Source organism: Rheinheimera aquimaris, assembly GCF_020531985.1.
GTDB lineage: Bacteria > Pseudomonadota > Gammaproteobacteria > Enterobacterales > Alteromonadaceae > Alishewanella > Alishewanella aquimaris.
This window is the reverse complement of record NZ_JAJAVQ010000004.1, coordinates 502,682-529,055: the sequence shown is the minus strand read 5'-3', so window position 1 is coordinate 529,055 and position 26,374 is coordinate 502,682. Positions and strand designations below refer to the sequence as shown.

Below are 26,374 nucleotides of genomic sequence, written 5' to 3'. Positions count from 1 at the left end.
TTGACTGTTTTACATCAGGCTGCATCATGCAGCCGAACACTGACAACTAATATGGGGAGAATTAACCGGATTTCAAGCAGGGTTTTAACAGTTTAAAACGCTTTGCGGCCACTAAAAGCATGCGACAGTGTGGTGCCATCGACAAATTCAAGCTCACCACCTACCGGAATGCCCTGAGCTATGCGCGATACTTTTACATTTTGCCGGTGACAAAGCTCGGCAATATAAAAGGCTGTGGCATCACCTTCCACCGTGGGGTTGGTTGCCAGGATCAGTTCCTGCACCTTGTTGTCTGCAAATAATTGCTGCAATTTGTCCAGGCCCAAATCCTGCGGGCCTATACCATCGAGTGGCGACAAATAGCCTTGTAATACAAAATAGCGGCCACTGAACTGACCGGTTTGCTCTATAGCCAGCTGATCTGCAGCTGAACCAACCACGCAGATAATACCATCTTCTGCCCTGGCAGGGTCTGCGCAAATAGAACACAGGTCTGTTTCACTGAACGTACGACACTGCTGACAATGGCCAACTTTAGTCATAGCAGCATTAAGCGCAGCGCCAAGCTGCAAACCACCTTCGCGGTTACGCTCAAGCAACGCAAATGCCATACGCTGGGCTGACTTTGGCCCCACGCCGGGTAAAACACGCAGGGCATCGATCAGTTGTTGTAACAGTGGCGTAAAACGGCTCATCAGAATGGCATTTTCATACCAGGAGGCAACTGCAAGCCGCCCGTCACTGCCGCCATCCTTTCTTTGCTGCTCTCATCCACGCGACGCACAGCGTCATTGATTGCCGCTGCTATTAAATCTTCCAGCATGTCTTTATCATCCTGCATCAGGCTATCATCAATGCTGACACGGCGCACATTGTGGTTCCCCAGCATCGTCACCTTAACCAGACCCGCACCAGCTTCACCTGTTACTTCCATAGCGGCGATTTCGGCCTGTACTTTCTGCATTTTTTCCTGCATGGCTTGCGCCTGCTTCATGATATTGCCCATACCGCCTTTAAACATAGCTCTATACCTGCTGTAAAATTAAGTTTGCCTGACAGCACTACTGTGCTGCACTTTAACGGCGACAAGATAATAACTTCGTCGCCAAATTACAAGTTGTGCGAATTAGCACATCAATTCACTGTGATGGTGTCAGTCAGCAGTTGCGCATCAAACATTTGTTGTAACTGCAGTACTTTTTCATCCTGCTGCAACAGGCGGCTGACATAAACCAAGCGTTCCTGCACAATTTTCTGCTGAATAGACAACGGACTATCCGGTACTTCAGGTTGATAACTAATATTTATCTCAAGCGGCTGATTAAAACTTTGCTGCAGCACCTGTTGTAATTTAGTTCTGAATGCCGTGCTATCAAGGTGCTGCTGGCTCTGGGCCACCGTCAGGTTCAGTACATTGCCGCTTAGCTGCATAGCGGCATTTAACAGAAACAGCCGGCTTAAACCGCCGGTATCCAGCGTCTCAACCCGGGCCGCCCAGGCATCAACCTGCGCAGCATGCCGGACAGAAAAGTTTTGTTCGTTAATGCTGCCATCAAACTGCTCAAGCGGAGCCTGTTGTGACGTGTCAGTGTATTGCATCTCCTGCTCATACTGCTGCCACAAGCCGTCTGTTGCCGCCATATCGTACTCTGGCATGTCAACGTCATCCGCCGGATAACTATCCTGATCATAACTCGGTGTGCTGAGCTCTGTCGGCACGACCTCAACTGTCTGCGGCTTTGCAAGAGCGGGAAGCTCTGGTGCTGGTGCTGGTGCTGGTGCTGGTGCTGGTGCTGGTGCTGGTGCTGGTGCTGGTGCTGGTGCTGCAGCGTACTGTGCTTCTTTCGCCTGTGTCACTGTTTCTTGCAAACCAGCAGTCACAGCTGTGGCCTGACTTATGTTGGTGGCGTCTGTCAGCGCCTGCTGGCGCTCAGACTTTTTTGCCGGTGAAGCTGCGGTTATCTGAACACCACGTCGTGCCATAATACGGGCAGTAACCGGATCGATCCCCTCGACATTCTCTGCTTTTGCCTCAGCCTGCACTGACTGCGCGACAGCAGCTGACGTTGAGCTATTGGCCGGACTTTCGCTGGCCGGCGTGTGGGTATTTTCAGGGCTTGCGGTTTTTACTGCAGTATCAGCAGCAGACTGTAACGCCACTTCTGCCGGAGCGACGGGCACTTTTGCGGCTGAATGGGCAACCTTCTGCTGCGTCTCTGGCGTAAACGCCATTGCCCGTAACAACGCCATTTCCAGTCCCGTTAACGGGTCTGGTGCATACGGCAGTTCTTTCTTACCGCTTATTAATAATTGATAGTAAAGTTGCACCTGTGCCGGAGCCAGTTTTTCTGCAAGTTGCATTACATAATCTTGCTGTGCAGAAAAAGCTGCAGCACTTTGGCTAAACTGACTTAATGCCGTTAAATGCAGCAGCGCCAGCATATCGTCCAGCACCTGACTGAAATGGCTGTGTTGCTGTACCAACGCTGCTAGCTGGATTTGCAGCTGTGCTGCATCCTGCGCGATAACCGCCTGCAACAACAGTTGCGCCCAGCTTTGATCCAAAAAGCCGAGCATGTTGCGCGTGGTTTCTACTGTGATATCTGCATTGCTTTGTGCAATGGCCTGATCGGTTAAACTCAGAGAATCGCGCAAACTGCCTTTAGCTGCGCGCGCCAACATGGTTAATGCTGCCGCTTCAAAAGGAATATGCTCCTGCTCCAGCACATGCGCCAGATGCTGTTCAATTTGCTGAGGGCTAAGCGCCAGCAAGTTAAACTGCAAACAGCGTGACAGTACCGTTATGGGCAATTTCTGTGGGTCTGTTGTTGCCAGTAAAAACTTAACGTGCGGTGGCGGCTCTTCCAACGTTTTAAGCAAGGCATTAAAGCTGTGCTTGGACAGCATATGCACTTCGTCAATCAGATACACTTTAAAGCGGCCACGGCTGGGGGCATATTGCACGTTATCCAGCAGATCGCGTGTGTCTTCGACTTTAGTCCGCGATGCCGCATCGATTTCCATCAAATCGACAAAGTTACCCGCGTCAATCTCGACACAGGCGCTACACTGGCCACAAGGCGTAGCACTTATGCCCTGCTCGCAATTTAAACTCTTAGCAAAAATACGCGCTATGGTGGTTTTACCAACACCGCGGGTACCGGTAAACAGATAGGCGTGATGCAGCCGGTTATTGTTCAGGGCATTGCTAAGGGCATTTTTGACATGCTCCTGCCCAACTAACTGGGCAAAATGCTGCGGACGCCACTTGCGTGCTAATACCTGATAACTCATAACGGCTGCTGATGTCTTAGTAGTTGTATGCAGAGACAGACTAAACTTATTCGCCGTTATACTCAACCAAACTAAGGATATTTAATCCGGCTTGCTCCAGCCGTTTAACACCACCCAGTTCAGGCAGAGCAATCACAAAAGCCGCATCATTTACCGTACCACCTAATTGCCGTACCAGTTTGACCGTTGCATCAATGGTACCGCCAGTTGCCAGCAAGTCATCAACTAATAATACTTTGTCGCCACTGCTGATAGCATCTGCATGTAGCTCCAACGCATCTTCGCCGTATTCAAGCTGGTAGCTTTGAGAGATACGCTGCCGTGGCAGTTTCCCGGGTTTACGTACCGGCACAAACGATATTCCCATCGCATAAGCCAGCGGTGCGCCGAAGATAAAACCACGCGATTCTGTGCCGACAATCTTAGTAATGCCTTTATCTGCATAATACTGGCAGAAGGCATCAATAACCTTTTTGAAACTTGGGCCATCCTGCATCAGGCTGGTGACGTCACGAAACACAATACCCGGTTTGGGATAGTCTACGACCTTCTTGATGACCTGTTTTAATTCAAGCGCTAATGCCTGCTTATCCATATCAGAAACCTTTTGTTAAGCATCCCTTATGGGACAAAAAAGCCGCCCTCAGGCGGCCTTCATATTCTTACCGTGTGCCTTATGTCAGGATCTGAAACCAACGCACTATCGGTGCCAAACACAGTAAAGCCACAAACACTGCTACCAGGGCCAGAAACTGCCACAGGTTAAACGAGTCTTTAAAATTTTCGCCTGCCATTGCACTACTCTTCTGTTATCAGCGGATTTAAGGGCGTTTATGGTAATGAATTTTACTCCGCTTGAAAAGACATCAACACGCCTTTTGCGGCAAAGCTCTGCATAACACTGACAGCACCCTGCCATAACTGTTGCTGACTAAACTGCGGCAACATGGGTTGCAGCTGCCGTACCAGCTGTTCCAGTGTAGCACCTGGTGCCTGCTGTAGCTGCTGTAACAGTGCGGCCGTAAGCTGATTAATTAAAACAAATCTCACTTCATCTTCGCTGTCTCGGTACAACAGATAACATTGCGCATCCCCTGCCGACGTAGGCTGAAATTCGATGCTTATCCGGTGCACTTCATAAGGGTAAGCCAATACTAGCGCCAGCTCAGATAGCTGCAGCGCGACTGAGGCGACGTGCTCTGCCGATATAGGTTGCTGCTCCGCAGAACAGATTTTTGTTGCTAAATACAACTCTACCCACTCGTAATGTGCCAGTTCCAACATAAACACAGGGTCGTCCCTGCTTAGCTGATAATCCTGCTGCAAATAATGTAAGAAATGCTCAGCAATGTGCAAAAAATAAGGGCTGGAGCAAGAATAATGCATAAAAAACTGTCTTACCAAAGCCTGCCAGGCTGTTGGTTGATACAACGACTTTAATACCGGAAATGCACTGGCAACAAAGCTTTGTACATTGTTAAATAACAATTCGCGGTATACCGCCATTCTCCGCTCGTCGACACCTGAGGGCACAGACAACTCAGGATCTCTTACCGCGGCGACAAAAGCGTGCTGAACTTGCTGAAAGTGCATCAGGTCAGGCCCTCAATACAACATTTTCTGACGTTTCGCCCTGCAACTCTTTAATTTGTCTGAGTTCTTCACACAACACATTCAGCTGTGGAATATTAAAGTCTCGCTCTAACAATGTCGGCTTAACACCATGCTGCTGATAAGCCATTTGCAATAGCTGCCAAACCGGGTCTGCCACAGCAGCGCCGTGTGTATCAATCAGCAAATCATCTGCCTCTTTAAAGTGGCCGGCTATATGATAATAAGCAATGCGTGACGACGGCATTGCCCGTAAAAACTGCTCCGCGCTATAACCGTGGTTGACTGAATTGACATAAATATTATTCACATCAAGCAACAACTGGCAATCCGCTTCCTGTAATACCGCCAACGTGAATTCCTGCTCTGACATTTGCTGTCCGGGTGCTGCATAATAGGATACGTTTTCCAGTATTAATGGCTGTTCGAGAATATCCTGAACCTGACGTATGCGTTTAGCAACATAGTGAACAGCTTCCTGCGTAAAAGGAATAGGCATCAAATCATATAAATGCCCTTTACCAGAGCAATAGCTCAAATGTTCACTGTACAGGCGAATATTGTGCTGCTTAAGAAACTGCTTCACTTGCCGGATAAATATCACATCAAGCGGATCAGGGCTGCCAATTGAAAGAGAAAGGCCATGGCAGATAAAGCGATACTGCTCTGTTAACTGGCTGAATTTTCGCTGCAGGCTGCCACCAAATGGGATCCAGTTCTCTGGCGCCACTTCAAAAAAATCGATTATGGCAGGCTTAGCTGTAAGTATGTCATCAAGCATTTCACGGCGCAGCCCCAACCCCGCCCCCTGTAATACTTGTGAGCTCAGTTTACTCATACACATCCCCATCAAACAAAAGCCTGCAAACTGCAGGCTCTATCTATCCGGCTAGCTTAAACGTTACCGCCACATTTAGCTTCGCCGCACTTGCCTTCTTTAGATTTCTCTTTGCCTTTGCTTTCACCGCATTTGCCTTCGCCACATTTACCTTCTTTCATCTTTTCGGCTTTGGCTTTCATCTTCTCTTCGCCGCATTTGCCTTCACCACACTTACCTTCTTTGGCTTTTTCTCCTTTGGCTTTAGCTTTATCCTCACCACATTTGCCTTCACCGCACTTGCCCTCGCCAGCAGCCATTTCGTAACCCGATGCCAGATCCACAGCCGTAAAAGGGTTAGCATTAGCACTGCCCGCAACTGCTGCCAGTGAACCCAATACCAAAGCGCCAACTGCCATTGCTACACCTGAATGTTTTATTGCTTTCATTTTTCCACCTGTTGTGTTTGTTAGTTACCGCACAGTAGACCTTTACTAACGTAAAACCATTTCGTTTGCGGATAAAAATATAGCTGTAAAATATGCTGAACAAAACTGTTGTCTGCAGCAGGCATAAAAAAAGCGGCTTACGCCGCTTTTTTTAAGTATCAGTTCGATTAGAACTTCATACGAACACCTGCGTACATACGACGACCAATTGGGTCATATACGCTAGCGTCAGTTTCGGTACCAGTACTGTTACCAGGTAAGCCAGTAATGATTGGAGCCGGTTCTTTATCAAACGCGTTCTGCAAGCCTACGTACAGCTCATAGCTATCAGACGGCTTATAAGACAGGTTGATATCATGGTATGTCACAGCACCAACACCTACAGACTCAGGTGCTAAATCATAGCCAGATAAGAACTGATCATCCAGGTACGAATGGCCAATAAAGGTTGTGTTCCAAGAGATACTGAAATCACCGATTTCATAGCCCATGGTTAAGAAGAATTTATCTTCTGCAGCACCGACTTCACCAGCAAACACATCTTTCTCAGAGCCTGGCAGTGGGATTGAATAACCATCTAACAGACGGGTATAAGATAACCGTGCGTTAAACCGGCCAGCCAGATCGAAGTCTTCCAGGTTTTTGCCGTAAGTGATAACAAAGTCGATACCTTCAGTAGCAAAACCACCGCTGTTGGTTACACCTGAGTCGATATACTCCAGTGAACCTGCACTGTTTGCACCCTGAGCTGTTGGACGACGGGTGATGAAATCACACAGTGAAGCATCGCCACCGCCGTAACACTGGTCCAGAATAAACTGGCGCGGTGTACTTACGATTGCATCTTCAATTTCAATATCGAAATAATCTACGTTAAAGTCGAAATCACTCAGGAAGCCTTCTGGTGAGAAGGTGAAACCTAATGTCCAGGATTTACCTTTTTCAACGTCCAGATTCGGGTTACCACGGTTATAACCACTGATACCCTGCGCATCAGACTGGTTCTGAGTAAATGAACCGTTGGCATCGATGTTCGCCTGTACACCTGGAGCGGCACGACAAGCTTCTGCTACCGCACCAGTGCTGGCATTAGTAATACCAACACACGGATCAGTTAAACCAGTTGGGAAAGTCTGGCTTGGTGGCGAGTATAGCTCGTCTACGTTAGGTGCACGTACTGACTGTGCCCGAATAGCGCGGAAACGCAGTTCAGGAATCGGTGCCCAGTCTAATGCTACGTTCCAGCTGGTGGTGCTACCTACAGTAGAATAGTCAGACGCGCGCACTGCACCGCGTAAGTTTAACTGGTCAGCCATAAACATATCTGCCAGTAAAGGTACGTTAACCTCTGTGTAGAATTCGGTTACGTCAAACTCACCTTCGGTACGTGGAATAGCGTTACCGGCGTTTAAGCCAGCTTGTTGTAATGGATCAAACTCGCTGCGAGAAAACTCTTCGCGGTATTCACCACCAAAAGCCACACCAACCATACCTGCAGGCAGTTCAAACACTTCGCCAGACAAGTTAAAACCAGCATATTTTTGAGAAGCGAAAGTTGCCAGTAAGCCAGGAGCAGCAATATAAGTTACTGCTTCATCAGATAGTGTATTGGCACCGTATACGTTTGCCGGCACACACCCCTGAGCCCGAGCAGTCGCGTCACGGCACATATAACCGCCCTGACCGTCAGGAATAACTTCTAAGGCGCTGCGGAAGTTTAATACGTTTACCTGACCACTTGATACCTGAGACTCTTTTGTCTGGCCGTAGCCAAAGTAAGCGTCTGCATACCAGCCATCAGTAATCTCGCCTTCAACACCGCCAACAACGCGGAAAGTATCACGGTCTGCGACGTTACCACGGTTAGCTACATCAGCTAAACGGCGTGAGAAGAAGATATCACGTAAACCATCGCCATCTGTGTCAGTTGCTGCGTCAACGATCGGTTGAGGCACTAATGGGTTAACAACTACGTTGCGAACGTAAGAGCCAGGGTTCAGAGGATCAGCAACAAAAGATTCAAACTCGATTGGCATCTGACCACCGCTGTTTGGATACAGCGATTCGGTATCAAATGGGAATGGCTCTAACTGCGTTGTAGTCTGGCTTGAAGCATAGGTGCCTTCAATGAAAGAAGTCCAACCATCTGCAAACTCATAGCTACCACGGCCAGCAAACAGGTAACGTTCGGTAGGAATTGCAATAGTACGGGCGCCATTACGGTTAAAACCGTTTGCTTCACGGGTATCTGAACCGTTTGTCGACCAGCCCTCAACCAGCTCGCCAGCTGAATTGTAAGTGTACTGAGTATCGCCGGTAAAGAAACGGCCCTGCGGCGCATAACTTGAGTAATATGGTGACGTTACGTCAAACATATCTTCTGGTAAACCAGTAAAATAAGCGCCGGTAGAAGCGATATCTACAGCCGAGCGCGCGCGATCTTTTGAGTATACTGCGCCCTGATCGGTATAAGAACCGTGAATCATCACGTTTCCTTTACCATTGGCAGAGGTTACACCAGTAGTAAACTGGATTTGTGTTTCTTCAGCGTCACCTTCTGAACTTTCACCATACTGAACGTCGAATTCAATACCTTCGAACTCTTTTTTCAGAATAATGTTTACAACACCGGCAACAGCGTCAGAACCGTATACTGCTGACGCACCACCAGTCATAATTTCAATACGTTCGATAAACTGCGCAGGAATGGTGTTTAAGTCAACTGCCATTGAACCTGGAACACCCGTTACATAACGGCGGCCATTTACCAGTACCAAAGTACGGGCTGTGCCTAAGTTACGTAAATCTACAGTTGAAGCACCCGCGCTCGATGTAGAGAAGTTTGAGTTAGTACGGCTGATAGCCGGCGCACCGAACGCTGGGTTCTTTAACAGTAATTCCTGAATGTTAGCAACACTTGATGTATCAATGTCGCTGCCATCAATTACCTGAACCGGTGAAAAGCCTTGTAAGTCAGTAGAACGTAAACGAGAACCTGTAACTTCGATGCGCTCAACTTTAGCAACTTCTTCTTCTTCAGCTGCGTTGACTGATGCAGTAAAAGCAGTAGCTGATACAGCACCAAAAGCAATAGCTAAGCGCACAGCTTTGCTTAATTTATTATTCGTATACATGTATTTCTCCCTGGATCACTGTGTAGTGATTCTATTTTTCGACAGATACCAACCTTTAGTTTCTGTTGGCACTCCGTTTACATCGGATAACCTCCGATTTAACGCGCCTCGATAATAAACGCAATTTTTTGCCTGGGTCAACACATTTACGGAACTTTTCGAAATACATGAAAGTGAATCAGCTATGAATATAAAAAACCTGAAGCAGAAACAAAAAAGCGGCTGGATATCCAGCCGCTTTTATTAGCAACGAATCAGCTTAGAATTTCAGGCTGACGCTTGCTCTGTAGGTACGACCCAGCATGTCGTAGTAACCTGGGAAGGTGTTACCACTGTTAACTGAAGTTGAACCTGCTTCGCCACCCACTACCGGAGCATCTCTGTCCAGCAGGTTGTCTACACCTAAGCTAACACTGATACCGTCAGTGATATGATAGTTAGCAAACAGGTCGAAGTAGCTGTAAGAACCGATTTGACGGAAAGGTTCAAACGTCGCTGCTTGCTGCGCAGTTTCGCGCTCGATTGAGCCTAAGTAACGCCATAACAACGAAATTGACAGATCTTCGTAGTTCCAGGTAGTACGCTGAGTTGCACGTAAATCATGCTGTGGATCACAGTTAGTACCATAGAAACCTTTACAGTCAATTACTTCAGAAACTGGCGAACTTAACTGCTCTACTTTCAGGTACTTGTTAACGTTACCGCTGAAGTCAATTGAACCGAAGCTATCCAGATCGAAGCCGAAGTTAAACGCGAATTCCAGACCGCTGGTGCGCAGATATGACAGGTTAGTAGTGTAAGCCTGAATACCTGAACCAGAGATAGTTAAACCGCCACCGATACGGTTAATCTGGGCACACTGTGAAGTATTACCTAACACATAACAGCCATCCAGAATCTCTTGTGGAGTGTTTTCGCCGATATAGCCGCTAACGTCGATATCGTAGTAGTCCACAGAGAACTGTGCACGTTTAACGGTGTCAAACGCTGGTGTCCAAACAAAGCCCGCTGTCAGAGTGTCTGCAGTTTCTGCATCAGGTAATGCATTCGGGTTTGAACCAGACAATACGTTGATCTGGCCGCTAACGATATCATCAACAGCACCTACCTGAGCATCTGTCATACCAGTTGCGATACAACGGGCACGTAAAGTAGCGTCGATATTCGCTGCATTAGCAACTGAACATGGGTCCTGGTTAGCATTTTCCAGACCAGAAGTTAAAGGTGCATACAACTCACCAACGTTTGGAGCACGTGTAGCTTTTTGCTTCATTACACGAACCAATAACTCGTCAACAGGGCGCCATGCCAGACCCAACTTCCAGCTACCATTCTCGCCAACAGTGTCGTAGTTAGCATGACGGTAACCAAATTCCAGTTCTACGATGTCAGCCATCGCCACGTTTTCAATCAGAGGCAGTTTACCTTCGCCAAACAGTTCAGTTACTTTGAAAGAACCGCCAACAGGTAAAGAGTTACCACCCGCACCGCCTAAACAGCTTGCAGGAGCAAGTTTCAGACATTCGTCAGGGTTGAAGAATGCGATTTCTTCACGGTATTCATAACCAAAGCTCATCGCCAGCGATGATTCAGCAAATGGCGACACCACAGAATCAAATGGACCATCGATAATCGCTGAGAACACGCGCTGTTGATATTCAGTGGTAGAGAAAGCAGTTGCAGACGCATACGCCGCCATTTCAGGCGTGATAGTACCAAAACCACCAAACACGTTTAATGGCACACAGCCAGCACCGCCCGTTAAACATTCTGTTTCAGAAACTGCGTTTAAGGCGTTAGCGATGTTAGCAACGTTAGTATAACCAGCGTTAGTGTTTACACGGTTTGTTTCGCCATGCTGGATTGATACATCATATGCCCAGCTGTCGTTGATAAAACCTTCGATACCAGCAACGATCTGGAATTGGTCAGTATTAAATGACGTAGAACGCGCACCCAGTTCAGGCGTACGACGGTTAACGCTCATTAATAATGAGTCAGCTTCATCTACGACACCGTTGCCGTTAACATCACGCCATGTTTCCAGGCCTGGACCATTCAGCGCACCAATATTTGCGTTAGAGCCGGTTAAAATAGCGTTACGCGCCTGCGCAGACAGGAACGGGTTAGCCATCGGGATCCAGAACGTGGAACCGAAAATACCTGATGGTGCAACCTGCTGGCGAACAGAGGTATTGGTAAAGTTAAAGGTACCGTAGATTGAATGTTCATCATTCAGATCATAGTGCGCCATTGCTGTTGCGCTGTAACGCTTAGCAGGCGTCTGATAGTAGTTGAATGGGTTGAAGTTAAAGGCACTACATGCAGGGCCAATACCTAAAGTACCGTCATCACGGAACTGGCCGGCAACTGCAGGCACGCCAACTACACCAACGCGGGTTGGGATAGTAGTGCCGCTACCGCCGCCTGGCGCAACAACGTTTGGTGTGCTGCCGCCACACAGTGGATCCGCTGGTGGAACCGGAGCAATGCCGTCTACGAAGTTCTGGTAGTTAGCACCGCTTGCAGTTGCGATACCGTAGTTACCCAGGCTGCGCTGGCCTAATAACAGCGGGTCACGATCTAACCAGCTGAATGATAATACCGCGTTACCACGATCATCATCAAAGTTGCCGCCAAGCGTCAGGGCAATATTTTTTGTCTGTGCATCAGCTTCTGCCGTGCGTGAGTGAGACACATCCAGTTCAACGCCTTCAAAATTCTTTTTCAGAATAACGTTAATAGCACCAGAAATTGCGTCAGAACCGTAAACTGCAGAAGCACCACCCGTTACGATATCAATACGGTCGATGATTGCAGTTGGGATAGTCGAGGTATCTACACTACCTGCAGTGTTGTAAGGCACCATCCGTTTGCCGTTCATCAGCACTAAGTTACGGTTAGAACCTAAACCACGTAAGTTTACCGTTGCTGCACCGCCGGTACCGTTGTTTACGTTGCTGTTGTCGCCTGGTAACGACGCAGGCATGTTACGGAAAATACGTTCAATTTCAGGCTGTTGTTGTTGTTCAATTTCAAGCTCGCCGACAGTTGCGATGGGGCTCGTTGACACAGCGTTAGCACTTCTGATCCGGCTACCGGTGATCTGGATTTTCTCAACTTGCTGTTCTGCTGCAGCTTCTTCCTGTGCACTAACTGCCACAGAATGCATGGTAAGTGTAGATGCAGCACCAAAAGCGATCGCTAAGCGCACAGCCTTGGCGATTTTATTATTTGTATACATGTTCTCTCCCTGGATCACTATTTACCAGTGATTCTGTTTTAATTGAAAACCGCTAATCGCGAAAAACAACCCACTCAACACTCAAAAAGGGTCGTTCAGCGAACACCATAATAGGCCCAGTTTTTTAGTAGGGTCAATAAGATTAAGAAATCAATTACGATTTTCTGTCAGATATTTCAGGCCGAAGGGGCTTGACTTACATTTCGCTAACCAAGACTCAGTACTTAGCTAACACAGGTTGAGAGAATTGCGTATTTAACGTCTTCAACTGACTCACGACAGCCTCTGGAAAATGGCGAAACCTTTTTCGTCAATATAATTTCTGTAAACATTTATAAACAGAAAGCGATTTTATTAACCAGCGGATTGGTAATTCGATAATGACCTTACAAAGGGCTGTACAGTGATGCTTTGCCAGCTTGGTAATTTCTGTATACAATCGAACAACTGTATAAAAATACACATTGAACATGCTTAGCGATCAGTTAAAAAGCCAGATCCGTGCTATTCATAACCGGATAAAAAGCAGCCTACCCCATTACCAGGCACGGGCCGGGCAGAATCAACTGGTAGCGGAGATTGCCAAAATTTTGGCAGGTACCTATCACCGGCATGAGCGCATTGGTTTGATTGAAGCCGGTACGGGCACCGGCAAATCGCTGGCATATATGCTGGCTGCCATTCCCTATGCCCTGTCACAGAAAAAAAAAGTGGTCATAGCCACTGCGACCGTTGCACTGCAGGAACAACTGGTAAACAAAGACCTGCCGTTTTTTCAGCAGCACAGCAAACTGTTATTTGAGTTTTGTCTGGTTAAAGGCCGTCAGCGCTATGCTTGCATAGAGCGCTTGCGCCAGCAGCAAAAGCACCCGGAACTGTTTGCAGCAGTATCTGATGATGTTGTCGATTGGCAGAAACTGTCCGATAACTGGCAACAACGCTTCTGGCTTGGCGACAGAGACACCTTACCAATACCACTGTCGGATAACATGTGGCAGCGCATCGTTGCCGACCCATTGCATTGCCACAAACATGATAGACGCCACCTGAATTGCCCTTTTCATCTGGCCCGTGCAGAAATCGAGCATGCCGATGTGCTGGTAGTCAATCATGCTTTGCTACTGGCGGATCTGGCCAGTGGTAACAGTGTGCTGCCTTCTCCGGATGAGACACTTTACATCATAGACGAAGCACATCACCTGCCCGATATCGCCAGAGACTATTTCGCCGCGCAGGCACAGTTAACGCATAACAGTGTTTGGCTGGAAAAAGCAGGCAAACTGGTACAGCAACTGATTGCCGTTTTACCGGCGACAGTGATGAAAGAGCTGTTGCGTTTTGACGACAGTTGTAATGAACTAAACAGCCTGCTTAAGCCAATTGAAAGATGTGTGACGGAGTTTACACCGCGATGGTTCAATGAAAAAACTGAGTATCGCTTCAGTGATGCGGCGTTGCCCAAACTGTTTCAGCAACAGGCGGAACAATTGTCACAGGTCAGTCAGAAAGCGTTGCTGCAACTGGACAAAATTCAGCAGCAGCTACAAGAGAACGGCCCCGAGCAGCAGCTTTCAGTCAGGCAAAGTCTGCCTATGCTGCAGGAGTTGAGTTATTTACGACAAAAAATCGAGCAACAACAAACACTGTGGCAGCTTTATGCCGTCGAGCAACAAAAAAGTGTGCACCAGGCACGCTGGGTGGCGTTGCAAACACCAGGACAACATATTATCGGCCATGCTTGTCCGCTTGGCGTCGCCGGTAAGTTGGAGCAATTACTGTTTAACGACGCCTTTGCTGTCATTTTATGTTCTGCCACTCTCACCGCACTGAACTCATTTCAGTACATCAGGTACGACTTAGGTCTGACTCAGTTTGAAGGTGTAAAGACACTACAGGTTACGTCGCCATTTGCCTACGCCGAAAAAGGCCAGATTATTATTCCTAAAATGAATACTGAGCCAACAGAGAAAGCCTACACTGACGAGCTGGCAGTATTGCTGCCTCAGTATCTGCCTGATAACGAGGGTAGCCTGGTGTTATTTGCATCCTACTGGCAAATGCAGCAGGTTGCAGAAATGCTAAGGAAAAAAGGCTTCTCACTGTTAGTTCAGGGCGAAGCTTCCAGGCAGGCGCTACTGCAATTGCACGCCGAAAACTGCAAACACGGTAAGCGCAGCATCTTATTTGGTACCCAGAGCTTTTCCGAAGGGCTGGACTTACCAGGAAAATTGCTGACCAATCTGGTCATCACCAAGCTACCCTTCGCGGTGCCAACCTCGCCGTTGGAAGAGGCGCTGGCAGAGGCAATAAGCCGTAAAGGTGGTAATGCCTTTGTGCAATTAACTATTCCGGCTACTGCAAAGAAACTGGTGCAGGCCTGTGGTAGACTGCTGCGCCAGGAACAGGATGAAGGCAGAATTATCATTCTGGATCGCCGGCTGGTAACCAAGTCTTACGGCCCGGCTATGCTGAACGCTTTGCCACCGTTTCGTCGTAATATTGAGTATTAACAGGAAGACATTTTGGCCACAGAACTGGTTTTAGAGCCATCAATCTGGTTGTTGTTGTGCGCCGTCGCTTTCAGCGCGGGTTTTATCGACGCAATAGCTGGCGGCGGAGGCCTGCTTACAGTACCAGCATTGCTAACAGCTGGCTTACCACCACATGTGGTACTGGGTACGAATAAACTGGCTGCAACCTTCGGCTCTTTTACCGCGTCATTGACGTATTACCGCAAGCGCCTGTTTAACCCCCGCTACTGGCGACGCAGCCTGATTTTTACAGCTATCGGTGCCATACTGGGCACACTTCTGGTTGATATGATAAGCAAAGAGGCATTAGAGAAAATTCTGCCGCTGCTGATCCTGCTCGCCGCTATCTACACCCTGTTTAACCGCATGCAGCCAGACGACAGACTGCAGTTGCCTGAACAAAATAATAAACTGTTCTGGAAACAGCGCTTGCAGGGACTCACGCTTGGCCTTTACGACGGCATCGCCGGGCCAGGCGCTGGTGCGTTCTGGATGGTATCAACGATGGCGTTGTATCGTATTAATCTGTTACTCGCCAGCGGCGTTGCCAGGACGATGAACTTTATCAGTAACGGCTTTTCACTGGTGGCTTTCATCGCTTTGGGTCATGTTAACTTTATGCTTGGCATTACCATGGGGCTCTGCCTGATGCTGGGTGCATGGCTTGGCGCCCATTCAGCAATCAGGTTTGGTAGCCGTTTTATCCGCCCGGTGTTTATTTGTGTGGTAATCGCGATTGCTGTGCGTTTGGCCTGGCAAGCCTGGAGCAGCTGATGGACTTACTTGAAACACTGGCAGAGCAGCTGAAAACCCTGCAGCAACAGGCGCAGCAGATAGATGCTGCACCAGCTAGCGGTAAACCACAGAACTGGTTTGATTCTGCACTTTTCAGCTGCCGTTCAATCGCGCTGGCTGACTATGTCGCCGAAGCGCAGCGTAACCTGGTTTCGTTACGCCGCAAGCAACTTAGTGATGCAAGCCGGCTACGCCTGGTTCAGCGTCTGAGCGAACAAACCGCTGCCTTAACCCAGGCTTTTCGTAATACCAAAATACGCCGCAAAAATGGCAGTAAAACCACTAAAGTTAAAGCAGTGCTGACACAGATCAGCGCCAGCAGCCAGCAACTGTATCAGCAACTAAGTGATATACAGGAATTTGAGCGGCGTCTGCTGGACATGATCCATCTGGCTGAGCGTGATACCTCAGCTGATAGTGTGCAACGTACACTGGCACTGCATGCCCGCCTGGGACGCTGCCGCAAAGCGTTATCTGAGACAGAACGACAGATCCAGGATCTGGAACGGCGGAGCTGACACAAATGCTATCCCCGTTGCCAGCGATGTTTTATCACCCTTGCTACAGCGAGCTGATACTGCCACAGCAACACCGTTATCCAATTCAAAAATACCGTACTTTGTACGAACAACTCCTGAATTTAGGCGTTCCGGCAGGTGCATTTAGCCAATCCACGCCGTTGAGTATCGCCGAGCTGGCAGCGTTTCATTGTCCCTCTTATATTAACAGCTTGTACGATGGCAGTATCGATGCCAAAGCGATGCGGCGTATTGGCTTCCCATGGACAGCGCAATTATTTCAGCGCTCACTGTGTTCACTCGGCGGCACCTTGCAAACTGCACAAGCGGCGCTTGAAACAGGCATAGCGCTGCATCTGAGTGGTGGCTATCATCATGCCTTCTACGCCGAAGGCTCTGGTTTTTGTCTGTTCAATGATTTAGTTGTGGCGGCAAAAACTATGCTACACCGTGGACTGGACAAAATATTGCTGGTTGATCTGGATGTACATCAGGGTGATGGCTCAGCGGCTATGCTGGCAGACGAACCCAGGATAATCAGTTTTTCAGTACACTGTGAAAAGAATTTCCCGTACCGTAAACAACCATCAGACTGGGACATCGGCCTGCCACCTGACTGCACTGAACAACATTATCTGGAAGCCGTGCAACAAAGCCTGCATACCTTGATACACTGGCATAAACCGGATTTGGTCATTTATGATGCTGGCGTAGACATTCATCAAAATGATGAATTGGGGCTGTTGAACATCAGCACCCCCGCCGTTTTTCAGCGTGATTATCTGGTACTGCAAAGCTGTGTCCAACGATCGATACCGGTTGCCGCTGTAATCGGTGGTGGCTACCAGCGCAATATTGATGCGCTGGTGCAATTACATCTGCAGCTGTTTAAAGCTGCCTTCACACTCTGTGGCTCAGACTTCGCCGGCAAAATAGAAACCTAGCCGCCGTTTCACCTGAGCCGGCAGTACCGGTAAATCCGCTTTTGGCAATAAAAACGTTGCCATATTAAACAGGTCAGTGAAGATACGGTTTTTCTCAGTGGTCCGCTTTAAATAATCATGTCCTGACGAACCACCAGTGCCGATTTTTGTTCCAAGCATCCGCTGTACCATCATAGCGTGTTTATAGCGCCATATTGTTAACAACTCATCTATTTCAGTCAGGCAGGTCAGCAGCTGAAACGGCAGGTTAAATACCGGCTCTTCCTGGTACAAGCTGATAAATAAGGCTGACAACATAGCACGTTGACTGAGACGGAAACTACCATCCTGCTGCAACTGCAGGTATTTGTCTTTGTCCAGTAAAGCCGCAAACTTTAAAGCGGTACGTTCTATTTCTGCCAGTTGCAGTTCGCGCTCATGCTCGGCTATTTGCTCAATAGCCTGCACTGTGCTTTTATCTTCTGCCAACATCGCATCGGTTGCCTGCTGATACATCTGCCAGAAGCTGAAGTTCTCCAGTTCAAGAAACGGCATCCGCTCCAGCCATTTTTCAATGCGCTCAAATAAGCTGGGCTGATGCTCTAACTGCTGCAAAAAAATCCGATCCTGTTCATTCAGCCGGCTGTAAAATGAGTTTTTATCAAAATCGATACGAAAGTCACTTTTCAGCCCTAAACCGATTTCCAGCATTTTAAACTGTATACTCTGAAAACCAGATGCAGGTACCAGGTAATCCCGGAACGACATAAAGTCTTGTGGTGTCATTGTTTCCATCACACCGATCTGCTGATTAAGCAGTTGCTGAATAGTAATTATCCGTTTTAGCTTGTGCACTATCCCGGTTAGCTGCTCGTCTTTTACCTCTTCGGCTGCAAATACCTGCATCACAGCTTTTAGTTCATGCAGAATTTGCTTAAACCATAGCTCATACACCTGATGCACAATAATAAACAGGGTTTCGTCATGCGCTTCGTTAGCATATTTTGCACTCTCTGGCGCTTGTGCAGTCAGTAGCTTATCCAGTTGCAGGTAGTCGCCGTAATAGCAGGGAGTCGTATTTTTTTGCATTGCTGTTCTTCTGTAATGGCTCTGTCGCGCATTGTAGCAGTCAGTTAGGCTAACTCAATCTTTCAGTGGTCTTTTAGCGTAAAGCTGATTATGCTTTGCCAGAGCACACACCATACAGAGGTAAATATGAAGCTGGACGATGACATCCATAACTATTATGAAAAACTGACGCTGGATCATATTGTTGAACTGGGTTTAGACAAAGAAAAGGACACAGAATATCTGGCAGATTTGTGTTGTATTTCATTAAACCTGCTACCGCCGCGTTATATTCGCTATGAGGTAGACATGGCGTTTTATCTGCCACAAAGCGAACGCTTCGAAATGCAAATGAAAGTGCGCGAGGCGGTATCAAGAGCAAGGCAGTTTCTGGATGGAAACCCGTGAATAACGCGCTTGATCAGGCGCCTGAACATGTAAAACTGGCAGTAGATTTAATTATGCTGCTGGAGCAGCATCAGCTTGATACGGAGACGGTGTTACGGGCGCTAACCATAGTACAACAGGATTTTGCAAAAAAACGGGATTTGGGTGGCAACCCCACCAGCCACATCCCGGCACATACGTCATAAACTGTGGCTGCTTCCTTCCGGACCTGACCAGGTTCGCCTACTAGTATTGCGAGAGGACCAATGGGGCTACCATTGCGCTGCTGAATCATCAGCAGGCGCGCATTATGCTTAAAAGCGGGCTGCGTTGCAAGAGTACAGCGCACTAAACCTTGAACGCAGAAGCCTGATTTTGCAGCTTCGCAGCCAGTTGCGCCAACATATCACTGGCCTGTGCACTCTGCCTTGAGCTGTGGGTGACTTCCGCAATGCTGATAGTAAATTCACTGATATTTTTACTAATGTCTTCCGCCACTATGGTTTGCTGCTCAGTGGCGGTAGAAATTTGTACATTCATATCCACAATGCTGGTGACAGAGTCTTTAATCTGTTCAATAACGGTTGCCGCCCCTTTAGCGTTTTCGACACTGGTATCAGCGTAACCGCGTGACTCATCCATAGAGCTGACGGCCTGGCGGGAAGAAGATTGCAAGTTATCAATCATACCTTTTATCGACTCAGTGGCATTTTGTGTATTGGTGGCCAGCTGACGCACTTCATCAGCCACTACAGCGAAACCCCGGCCAGCATCTCCGGCACGGGCAGCTTCAATAGCGGCATTCAGCGCCAGTAAGTTTGTCTGCTCGGCAATAGTGCGTATAACTGCCAGCACCTGAGTAATTTTACCTGATTCATCGTTCAGGTTACTGATGACAGAACCGGTGTCGGTTAGTGTCAGTGAAAGCTGTTCAATAGAGCGCATGTTTTGCATCACTTTGTCATAGCCACTTTGCGAAAAGCCATCTGCTTCATTTGCCTTTTCTGAGGTGCGCAGTGCGCTGGATGCAACCTCCTGGATCGCCGCAGACATCTGTGTAACGGCGGTTGCAATCAGGTTGGCTTTTTGCTCCTGCTCCATTGCCGTGTTGCTGACTTGTTCGCTTATAGAGCTCATTTGTTCCGACGCTGCTGCTAACTGCGTAATGGCCTGTCCCAGCTCATTAAAAAACTGCTGCAATCGTTGCAGTGTGGTATTCAACGCCTCTGAGGTAGCGGCAATTTCATCTTTACCCTGTACCTGAGCCCGGTTGCGTAAGTCCAAATCGTTACCAACGCTGACAATGCAGTGCTGCAATAAATGCAATGGCCGATGGATAGAGTGATAAATCAGCCAGCCCAGTAAAGCCAGGCAGACAAACACGACTAACAACACCAGCATGAAAATCCACTGGAAACTTTCGTATTGATTATGCGCCAGCTGGCGAAACTTATTGGCTTCGCTCAGTTGTAACATGATTAACTTGTCCAAAGCCGCACTGAGCGGATCTGCCATCTGATACAACGCTTTATTGAATTTGTCCGCACTGTCCTGCATCAGGCTACCGTCATTTAATCTGCTCTGATACTGCTGTATTGCAGCTAAAAATGGCGTGAGCTGCCGCTCAGCGTCCTGCAGCAGCTTTTGCTCTTCACTGGTAAGTTCAGTTTGTTTGTAATCACGCCAGGCTGTTTCAGCTGTGCTTAATGCCAAAGCAAGGTTGTCACGGGCGTCATTCGCACTGATGATGTTACTACGGTATTTATGCAACGTATCCACTATGGTTACGGCGTAAGCATCTGATACTTGCTTAATTTGCTGTAGTGGTTGTACACGGTCCAGATAAAGGCTGTTTATACCGAGGTTCAGCTGCCGCATTTCCTGCAACGCCACCAGTGTTACCATCACCAGAACAATTAAAGGCACCGCAGCCAATACAGCTAAGCGGCTTTTTACTGAATAGTTGTTTAACATAAAGTGCTCTGCCAGATAATTACATAACAATTATCAGCATAGGCGCTTTTTTAGTGGCTGGCGTAAAAAGTACTGCAGAAGTGGGCACGCAGCGACAGTTATTCTGCCGCTGCGTGTTAAGTCGTTAGTTTTGGGTCAGTAATGCGCGGTATTGCTGTAACAACGCTTTGATCTTTTTCTGGTTATCAGGCCCCAGCCGGAGCATTTGCTTCTGCGCCGGAGGCAAGTGCTCTATTGCCGGATCGGCAAAAATGTACACCACTGCCGGACGCTCAAGTGCCAGCGGATAATTGACGTCTGGTGTGGCCAACAGCTCATCAATCGCTTCTATCAGTTTATTTTTAAATAGCTGATCCGGGTAGCCCAGCTCCGCATACGCCTGCTGCAGCAGCGGCTCATAACGGTTAAACAGCGCAACAAGTTGTGCCGGTTTGACGCTCTCTAACAATTGAACGTAAGGCTGATAGCGTTTGAAGCTTGCTTCATCCAGTTGCGGCTGTGCCCCGTCCCCTACGGTAAATTTCTGCTCCAGCGGTTGCAATACAGCACTTCCTGCCGCCAATTGTCCCTGCGCAATATTATCTACCTGCACGGCAAAACTGCGCAGCATGTCTTCAGTAACAAACAATGAGGCAAGCCCCGGACGCCAGTCCAGAGACAGTAAGCGCTGACGAACTTCGGCGTCTGAGTCATCCAGTGGCGGAATAGCAGGCTCAGGTGCAACCGTTGCCTCCGACTCTGCTGCTGTAACAGGTTCAGTGATATCGGTTTCAGGTGCCGTTTCTACCGCTTCGGTTACCGGTTCAGGTTCCGGCGCTTGCTGCACAGGCTCATTGACCACCGGCGGCATCAGGTTCACCGGCGGCTCCACTGTCTTCTCCTTTGTAAACATCAACCAAAGTGCAATAAGTATTACAATGACAACGCCTGCTATAGCTAATAGGTACAACTGCTGATTTTTGCTTGGTTCCTGTTCTGCCATGACAACCTCGATAACGGACTGGTAGGGTAATACGATTAAGCATTGCATTCTGCAACGATTCCAGCAATATACTAGCAATGAGCCTGTAGTCTGGAAAAAGTTCAACTTCGTTATGCCTGAAAATAATAATCACACCGCCCCCAAAACGGCTTTGCTGTTAACTGGAGGTGGCGCCCGAGCAGCTTATCAGGTGGGGGTGTTAAAAGCGATTGCGCAGCAGTTCCCGCGCAGCAGTAAATTACCCTTTCAGATTATCAGCGGTACCTCGGCCGGTGCAATGAACGGCATTGCGATGGCTTGCTATGCGTCCTGCTTTCATCTTGGTGTAAAAAAGCTGGAATGGATCTGGCGTAATTTTCGCACCAGCCAGGTGTATTATGCCGACTATTTCAGGGTATTCAGGCAGTTACTGCGAGGGATGTTCAGCGCTTTTCAGGCCGATTATGCCAATAAACAACCCGTCAGTTTGTTTGATAACAAACCACTGCAGCAAATGTTGAGTAAGGTGCTGGATTTAAAGCGCATAGACCGCAATATCATGGGTGGGTATCTGTCCAGCGTGTCAGTAACGGCTTCTTGCTACAACAATGGCGACTCGATCACTTTTTTCCAGTCAGACAGTGCGGTGGAATGGCGCCGCGCCAAGCGCTGTGGCCAGCGCACTCTGCTTGGCGTTCATCACCTGATGGCCTCTGCCGCTATTCCACTGGTGTTTCCCTCGGTACGTATTCATCAGCAGTACTTCGGCGATGGTTCTGTTAACCAGCTGGCTCCGCTTAGTGCTCCCATACATTTAGGGGCGGACAAAATTCTGATTATCGGGGTGGCTGATCCGCGAAAAAATGAGCCCAATCAACGCATGCTACACCATCCGGACCTGGCAACCATAGCAGGCCATTTACTTGATACGGTGTTTACTGACAGTCTGAACTCTGATCTGGAACGTATGCAACGGGTCAACAATACCATCAGCACCATGCATGAGCACGGCGTAAAAACCGATTTAAAACCAGTACAAAGTTTGTTGATAAACCCAAGCCAGAACTTTGGCCAGATTGCCAGTGAGCATTTTTTGTCGCTGCCGCTGGCTGTGCGGACCATATTAAGAATGACCGGTATCCGCCAGCACTCAGACTCCAGTCTTGCCAGTTATCTGCTGTTTGAGCAGCGATACACCCGCAGGCTGATTGAACTCGGTTACAACGATGCCATTGCGCAAATGGATAACATACTGCAGTTTCTTGCACCGTCGGATGTGGAAAAATAACGCGGCAGTCAAAGCTTTGACTGCGCCAGCACAGACCAATCATATCTAGCTGAAAAATATAATAATTAACATATTGGCCTGTTATTTGCTTTGTAAAGCCAACGCAATAATGGGCCATGATTATGGAATACCTGCTAGTACAAGATGTCGCTCTAAGTACAGCTCCAAGCTACGCCGCCGTAACTAAGTTACAAAGCTGGCCGCAGCTGCCGGAATGCACTGAGCAAAGCCTGGTAAGCCAGTTACAAACCACTTTAGATATTCAGCAGCAGCTAAATATTGTGTCGATGGCTACCGGCAAAGTTTTGCCGCTGTCATCACTGACGGTTAAAACCGCTGTAGGAGACTTTACTGCCAGTGGGTCCTGCGCGGCCGATTTTGAGTATAAAAGCGTGCTGGTGCTAAACCAGCAATGCCTCGCTGAGCTTATTTACCAAAGCGACTACGCTTTTACGCCGATGATCCAACGTGAGCTGTTATTGCTGGAAAGCGAGTGGCTGTTTGCTTTGCGTAATGCATTGGTTGTCAGTCGGCTGCAGCAAATGGCTTTGAAAGATACCTTAACAGGCCTGGGCAACCGTCGTTTTTTTGACGACAGCTTTGATAAAACCGTACAACTGGCAAAACGTCATAATGATAGTTGTGCGTTGATTCTGCTTGATCTGGATAACTTTAAGCAAGTCAACGATAACGCAGGTCATAGTGCCGGTGATGAGATCCTGCTTGCCGTTGCCGATACGCTGCGTGATATGCTGCGCTGTACTGACAGTTTATTCCGTTTCGGCGGCGATGAATTTGCAGTTCTGCTGTCAGGCCAGGATACCAGCAGTGCGGAACTGGTTGCCAGACGTCTGGTCAGAGCAATTAATCAGCACCACCGCTGTCAGCAACATAATGTCAGCGCCAGTGCAGGCTTAGCACTGCTAAAACCAGAGCAAGACGGCAAGCACTTATTTGCGGCAGCCGACAGTGCCCTGTATGCTGCAAAAGAAGCGGGTAAAAGCACCGTACGGGTAGCCTGAAGCTAACGCTGCCAGCTGCACCAGCAACTGGCGTGTTCAGGCGCTGTGCTGCTGGCGTAGCCCGCCACAGCAATTATTTGACCGTCATCCATCAGCAGCGGCACCCGCTGTCGCTCCCACGGCGGCACCTGCCATAACTTAAACCACTGCTTTAGCGGTTTAGTTAAAGTCGAACCGGCAGGTTTAAACCGCTGACTAAGCTTACCAAATACCCACTGCCCAGATTTCACGCCGATTGGCAATGCGCCTTCTTTATAGTCAGTTGAGAAGTCCAATTGACCACAACCTGAAGACAACATAACAGTAACTTCTGATTGCCACAGCCCGGTCTCTGATGGTTGTTGTACTTCAGTCTCTGTCAGCAGGTACAAAGCGTCAGCGAAACGGCGCAATTGGTAGTGTGCTAAAACCAGAACCGGGCTGGCATCTTCGCGTGCGCTTATCACGTCCCGCTTTAGCGTGTCGAGCCATTGTGTCTCAGGGTTCAGGCCGTAGCCCAATAGCCAGCGACGCAGCACCAGGTCCTGTTGCAATGGCACCAACTTAACCAGTTCAGATAATAAAAGACGGTTGCCACGCTGACACAGCCGCAGCGCGTTATCGGTATAATAGTCGGCTAGCTGCTGCAACTTCGCCACGTGTTGCATACTGCGCATCGCGGTATTTGCAAAATGCGGCCAGCGCTGACGTAAAACCGGCGTCAGTTGGTGACGGATAAAGTTGCGGTCAAACCGCATATCGCTATTGCTGTCATCTTCAATCCATTGCAGCTGATACTGCCTGGCGTAGTGCACCAGCTCCTGCCGACTGAATGCAAGCAGCGGCCTTAACATCACGCCGGCAGCGAAACCACGCTGCTGCGCTATGCCACTGAGACCTGCAGGCCCTGAGCCACGTTTTAGCGCCAGCAGAAGGCTCTCCAACTGGTCGTCGCTATGATGTGCTGTTAACAGCATATGTTTATCTGAACTGACAAACTCAGCTAATGCCTGATAGCGCGCTTCGCGCGCTTTATGCTCCAGGTTATCCGATCCGGCAATATTCACTTTACGCGTCGCAAAGGCTACCTGCAGCCTGGCACATTGCGCGGCACAAAATTCTGCCCAGCTATCAGCATGCAGACTGATCCCATGATGGACATAAACTGCGCTCAACGTAAATGGCTGCAGTTGTCTGGCTTGTGCCAGCAAGTGCAGTAATACCATAGAATCCAGCCCACCACTTAATGCCAGCACCAGCTGGTTATCCGGGCGCATCGCTACGGTATCAACAATATAACGTGGATTCAGTTCAGGCATTTTGGCGTTAATTCTGTTGGCCAGAAGATTACAGTTAGCTCAGGCTAACATAAAACAAAAAGCCAGTGCAGAGGCACTGGCTTAGAATGTCGTCACACAACTTAGCAGTAACCGTAAGACATCAGACGCTTATAGCGCACATCCAACAATTCTTTCTCACTCATTTTCTGCAGTTTTTGCAGATCACGCAGCAATGCCTGCTTTAACGTTTGTGCCATCTGCTCCGGCGCGCGGTGGGCACCACCTAACGGCTCAGGAAACACTTCATCAATCAGCTTCAGCTCTTTTATCCTGTCAGCCGTAATGCCCATCGCATCAGCAGCCAGAGGTGCTTTTTCTGCACTCTTCCATAGAATAGATGCACAGCCTTCCGGTGAAATAACCGAGTAAGTACTGTATTGCAGCATATTCACTTTGTCACCGACGCCAATTGCCAGAGCACCGCCGGATCCACCTTCACCAATAACAGTACAGATCACCGGCACTTTAAGCCCGGCCATCACTTTCAGGTTGCGGGCAATCGCTTCAGACTGGCCCCGCTCTTCGGCGCCGATCCCTGGGTAAGCACCCGGCGTATCGATAAAGGTAATAATCGGCATTTTAAAGCGTTCGGCCATTTCCATCAGCCTTAACGCTTTACGGTAACCTTCCGGGCGCGGCATACCAAAATTACGCTTTATTTTTTCCCGGGTATCACGACCTTTCTGATGGCCTATTACCATCACCGGAATATCACCCAGCCGTGCTGTACCACCGACAATGGCCTGATCGTTTGCAAAAGTGCGATCACCGGCTAAATCGTCAAAATCAGTAAACATATGCCGGATGTAATCCAGCGTATAAGGCCGAAGCGGATGGCGCGCTAACTGTGCCACCTGCCAGGCTCCCAGCTCAGCAAAGATTTTTTTAGTCAGACCAAGACTTTTTTCTTTTAGTTTGTTTATTTCTTCTTCAAGGCCCAGATCGTAATCGCCGTTACGGCTGACGTTACGTAATTCGTCTATTTTTGCTTCAAGTTCAGCAATAGGTTGCTCAAACTCTAAATAATTCAGCATCATCG

21 protein-coding genes, 1 other RNA gene and 1 pseudogene are annotated in these 26,374 nt (G+C 48.5%); 8 read left to right on the top strand and 15 right to left on the bottom strand.

The annotated features are described in order from the left end of the window. Positions 1-92: 92 nt before the first annotated feature. From recR to LHL18_RS14935, 9 genes are all read right to left on the bottom strand, one after another. A complete protein-coding gene (gene recR / locus LHL18_RS14975; RefSeq protein WP_134057064.1) occupies positions 93-695 on the bottom strand; it encodes a recombination mediator RecR in 603 nt (200 codons plus the stop codon). After that, positions 695-1,021, bottom strand: a complete 327-nt coding sequence (locus tag LHL18_RS14970; RefSeq protein ID WP_134057066.1) for a YbaB/EbfC family nucleoid-associated protein — start codon at positions 1,019-1,021, stop codon at positions 695-697. Before LHL18_RS14970 ends, recR begins: the two co-directional genes overlap by 1 nt. A 113-nt stretch (positions 1,022-1,134) precedes the next feature. Further along, complete coding sequence (gene dnaX, locus LHL18_RS14965) at positions 1,135-3,294, bottom strand: DNA polymerase III subunit gamma/tau (protein WP_226767643.1); 2,160 nt, start codon at positions 3,292-3,294, stop codon at positions 1,135-1,137. A 46-nt stretch (positions 3,295-3,340) separates the two neighbouring features. After that, positions 3,341-3,889 (bottom strand): adenine phosphoribosyltransferase, encoded by a 549-nt coding sequence (gene apt, locus LHL18_RS14960; protein WP_134057070.1) that lies wholly within the window; start codon positions 3,887-3,889, stop codon positions 3,341-3,343. A gap of 251 nt (positions 3,890-4,140) precedes the next feature. Next, complete coding sequence (locus LHL18_RS14955) at positions 4,141-4,887, bottom strand: HvfC family RiPP maturation protein (RefSeq protein WP_226767642.1); 747 nt, start codon at positions 4,885-4,887, stop codon at positions 4,141-4,143. Between the two features lie 4 nt (positions 4,888-4,891). Beyond that, on the bottom strand, positions 4,892-5,743 hold the full coding sequence (locus LHL18_RS14950; protein WP_226767641.1) for an HvfB family MNIO-type RiPP peptide maturase: 852 nt from the start codon (positions 5,741-5,743) through the stop codon (positions 4,892-4,894). A 56-nt stretch (positions 5,744-5,799) separates the two neighbouring features. Next, complete coding sequence (locus LHL18_RS14945; RefSeq protein ID WP_226767640.1) at positions 5,800-6,171, bottom strand: HvfA family oxazolone/thioamide-modified RiPP metallophore; 372 nt, start codon at positions 6,169-6,171, stop codon at positions 5,800-5,802. Positions 6,172-6,338: 167 nt separating this feature from the next. Then, positions 6,339-9,305, bottom strand: coding sequence for a TonB-dependent receptor domain-containing protein (locus LHL18_RS14940; protein WP_226767639.1), 2,967 nt, complete (start codon positions 9,303-9,305; stop codon positions 6,339-6,341). Positions 9,306-9,564: 259 nt separating this feature from the next. Further along, complete coding sequence (locus LHL18_RS14935; protein ID WP_134057080.1) at positions 9,565-12,549, bottom strand: TonB-dependent receptor domain-containing protein; 2,985 nt, start codon at positions 12,547-12,549, stop codon at positions 9,565-9,567. A gap of 470 nt (positions 12,550-13,019) precedes the next feature. Here LHL18_RS14935 and dinG point away from each other — a divergent pair, with 470 nt between their 5' ends. Genes dinG through LHL18_RS14915 form a run of 4 tightly spaced genes read left to right on the top strand, consistent with a single transcriptional unit; the run spans position 13,020 to position 17,337 of the window. Then, positions 13,020-15,059: an ATP-dependent DNA helicase DinG gene (gene dinG, locus LHL18_RS14930; protein ID WP_226767638.1), complete on the top strand. Its 2,040-nt coding sequence runs from the start codon at positions 13,020-13,022 to the stop codon at positions 15,057-15,059. Between the two features lie 12 nt (positions 15,060-15,071). Further along, a complete protein-coding gene (locus tag LHL18_RS14925; protein ID WP_226767637.1) occupies positions 15,072-15,854 on the top strand; it encodes a sulfite exporter TauE/SafE family protein in 783 nt (260 codons plus the stop codon). Then, complete coding sequence (priC, locus tag LHL18_RS14920) at positions 15,854-16,393, top strand: primosomal replication protein PriC (RefSeq protein ID WP_226767636.1); 540 nt, start codon at positions 15,854-15,856, stop codon at positions 16,391-16,393. Before LHL18_RS14925 ends, priC begins: the two co-directional genes overlap by 1 nt. Before the next feature lie 5 nt (positions 16,394-16,398). Further along, entirely contained in the window at positions 16,399-17,337 is a 939-nt protein-coding gene (locus LHL18_RS14915; RefSeq protein WP_226767635.1) for a histone deacetylase family protein, read from the top strand. On the opposite strand, the gene LHL18_RS14910 is transcribed toward LHL18_RS14915, so the two are convergent. Continuing rightward, on the bottom strand, positions 17,308-18,405 hold the full coding sequence (locus LHL18_RS14910; RefSeq protein WP_226767634.1) for a tryptophan 2,3-dioxygenase family protein: 1,098 nt from the start codon (positions 18,403-18,405) through the stop codon (positions 17,308-17,310). The two genes, LHL18_RS14915 and LHL18_RS14910, sit on opposite strands and share 30 nt — an antisense overlap. A 126-nt stretch (positions 18,406-18,531) precedes the next feature. Between LHL18_RS14910 and LHL18_RS14905 the strand changes: the two genes are divergently transcribed. Together LHL18_RS14905 and LHL18_RS14900 are read left to right on the top strand one after the other, a co-directional pair. Continuing rightward, the gene (locus LHL18_RS14905) at positions 18,532-18,792 is read left to right on the top strand and encodes a late competence development ComFB family protein (RefSeq protein WP_134057092.1); all 261 of its coding nucleotides are present in this window, start codon (positions 18,532-18,534) and stop codon (positions 18,790-18,792) included. Continuing rightward, positions 18,789-18,914 (top strand): annotated as a pseudogene (locus LHL18_RS14900) (YbaM family protein); the annotation flags it as partial. The gene LHL18_RS14905 and the pseudogene LHL18_RS14900, both read left to right, overlap by 4 nt. 29 nt (positions 18,915-18,943) lie before the next feature. On the opposite strand, the gene ffs reads toward LHL18_RS14900, so the two are convergent. The 3 genes from ffs to LHL18_RS14885 form a co-directional block, all read right to left on the bottom strand. Beyond that, positions 18,944-19,040, bottom strand: an RNA gene (gene ffs, locus LHL18_RS14895) — signal recognition particle sRNA small type. Between the two features lie 79 nt (positions 19,041-19,119). Continuing rightward, positions 19,120-20,745, bottom strand: coding sequence for a methyl-accepting chemotaxis protein (locus LHL18_RS14890; RefSeq protein WP_226767633.1), 1,626 nt, complete (start codon positions 20,743-20,745; stop codon positions 19,120-19,122). A gap of 124 nt (positions 20,746-20,869) precedes the next feature. Then, positions 20,870-21,775: a DUF3014 domain-containing protein gene (locus tag LHL18_RS14885; protein WP_226767632.1), complete on the bottom strand. Its 906-nt coding sequence runs from the start codon at positions 21,773-21,775 to the stop codon at positions 20,870-20,872. Positions 21,776-21,839: 64 nt separating this feature from the next. Between LHL18_RS14885 and LHL18_RS14880 the strand changes: the two genes are divergently transcribed. After that, a complete protein-coding gene (locus tag LHL18_RS14880; RefSeq protein WP_226767631.1) occupies positions 21,840-22,994 on the top strand; it encodes a patatin-like phospholipase family protein in 1,155 nt (384 codons plus the stop codon). Between the two features lie 122 nt (positions 22,995-23,116). Continuing rightward, positions 23,117-24,016 (top strand): GGDEF domain-containing protein, encoded by a 900-nt coding sequence (locus LHL18_RS14875; protein ID WP_226767630.1) that lies wholly within the window; start codon positions 23,117-23,119, stop codon positions 24,014-24,016. Positions 24,017-24,018: 2 nt separating this feature from the next. Here the strand turns inward: LHL18_RS14875 and tilS are convergent, their stop codons facing one another. Both tilS and accA read right to left on the bottom strand, forming a co-directional pair. Beyond that, positions 24,019-25,314, bottom strand: a complete 1,296-nt coding sequence (tilS, locus tag LHL18_RS14870) for a tRNA lysidine(34) synthetase TilS (RefSeq protein ID WP_134057103.1) — start codon at positions 25,312-25,314, stop codon at positions 24,019-24,021. A 101-nt stretch (positions 25,315-25,415) separates the two neighbouring features. Then, complete coding sequence (gene accA / locus LHL18_RS14865; protein WP_134057105.1) at positions 25,416-26,372, bottom strand: acetyl-CoA carboxylase carboxyl transferase subunit alpha; 957 nt, start codon at positions 26,370-26,372, stop codon at positions 25,416-25,418. Between the last annotated feature and the right edge of the window lie 2 nt (positions 26,373-26,374).

Coding starts and splice junctions, on each gene's coding strand:
- recR (WP_134057064.1), bottom strand. CDS start 695: ATGAGCCGTTTTACGCCACTGTTACAACAACTGATCGATGCCCTGCGT.
- LHL18_RS14970 (WP_134057066.1), bottom strand. CDS start 1,021: ATGTTTAAAGGCGGTATGGGCAATATCATGAAGCAGGCGCAAGCCATG.
- dnaX (WP_226767643.1), bottom strand. CDS start 3,294: ATGAGTTATCAGGTATTAGCACGCAAGTGGCGTCCGCAGCATTTTGCC.
- apt (WP_134057070.1), bottom strand. CDS start 3,889: ATGGATAAGCAGGCATTAGCGCTTGAATTAAAACAGGTCATCAAGAAG.
- LHL18_RS14955 (WP_226767642.1), bottom strand. CDS start 4,887: ATGCACTTTCAGCAAGTTCAGCACGCTTTTGTCGCCGCGGTAAGAGAT.
- LHL18_RS14950 (WP_226767641.1), bottom strand. CDS start 5,743: ATGAGTAAACTGAGCTCACAAGTATTACAGGGGGCGGGGTTGGGGCTG.
- LHL18_RS14945 (WP_226767640.1), bottom strand. CDS start 6,171: ATGAAAGCAATAAAACATTCAGGTGTAGCAATGGCAGTTGGCGCTTTG.
- LHL18_RS14940 (WP_226767639.1), bottom strand. CDS start 9,305: ATGTATACGAATAATAAATTAAGCAAAGCTGTGCGCTTAGCTATTGCT.
- LHL18_RS14935 (WP_134057080.1), bottom strand. CDS start 12,549: ATGTATACAAATAATAAAATCGCCAAGGCTGTGCGCTTAGCGATCGCT.
- dinG (WP_226767638.1), top strand. CDS start 13,020: ATGCTTAGCGATCAGTTAAAAAGCCAGATCCGTGCTATTCATAACCGG.
- priC (WP_226767636.1), top strand. CDS start 15,854: ATGGACTTACTTGAAACACTGGCAGAGCAGCTGAAAACCCTGCAGCAA.
- LHL18_RS14915 (WP_226767635.1), top strand. CDS start 16,399: ATGCTATCCCCGTTGCCAGCGATGTTTTATCACCCTTGCTACAGCGAG.
- LHL18_RS14910 (WP_226767634.1), bottom strand. CDS start 18,405: ATGCAAAAAAATACGACTCCCTGCTATTACGGCGACTACCTGCAACTG.
- LHL18_RS14905 (WP_134057092.1), top strand. CDS start 18,532: ATGAAGCTGGACGATGACATCCATAACTATTATGAAAAACTGACGCTG.
- LHL18_RS14890 (WP_226767633.1), bottom strand. CDS start 20,745: ATGTTAAACAACTATTCAGTAAAAAGCCGCTTAGCTGTATTGGCTGCG.
- LHL18_RS14885 (WP_226767632.1), bottom strand. CDS start 21,775: ATGCAATGCTTAATCGTATTACCCTACCAGTCCGTTATCGAGGTTGTC.
- LHL18_RS14880 (WP_226767631.1), top strand. CDS start 21,840: ATGCCTGAAAATAATAATCACACCGCCCCCAAAACGGCTTTGCTGTTA.
- LHL18_RS14875 (WP_226767630.1), top strand. CDS start 23,117: ATGGAATACCTGCTAGTACAAGATGTCGCTCTAAGTACAGCTCCAAGC.
- tilS (WP_134057103.1), bottom strand. CDS start 25,314: ATGCCTGAACTGAATCCACGTTATATTGTTGATACCGTAGCGATGCGC.
- accA (WP_134057105.1), bottom strand. CDS start 26,372: ATGATGCTGAATTATTTAGAGTTTGAGCAACCTATTGCTGAACTTGAA.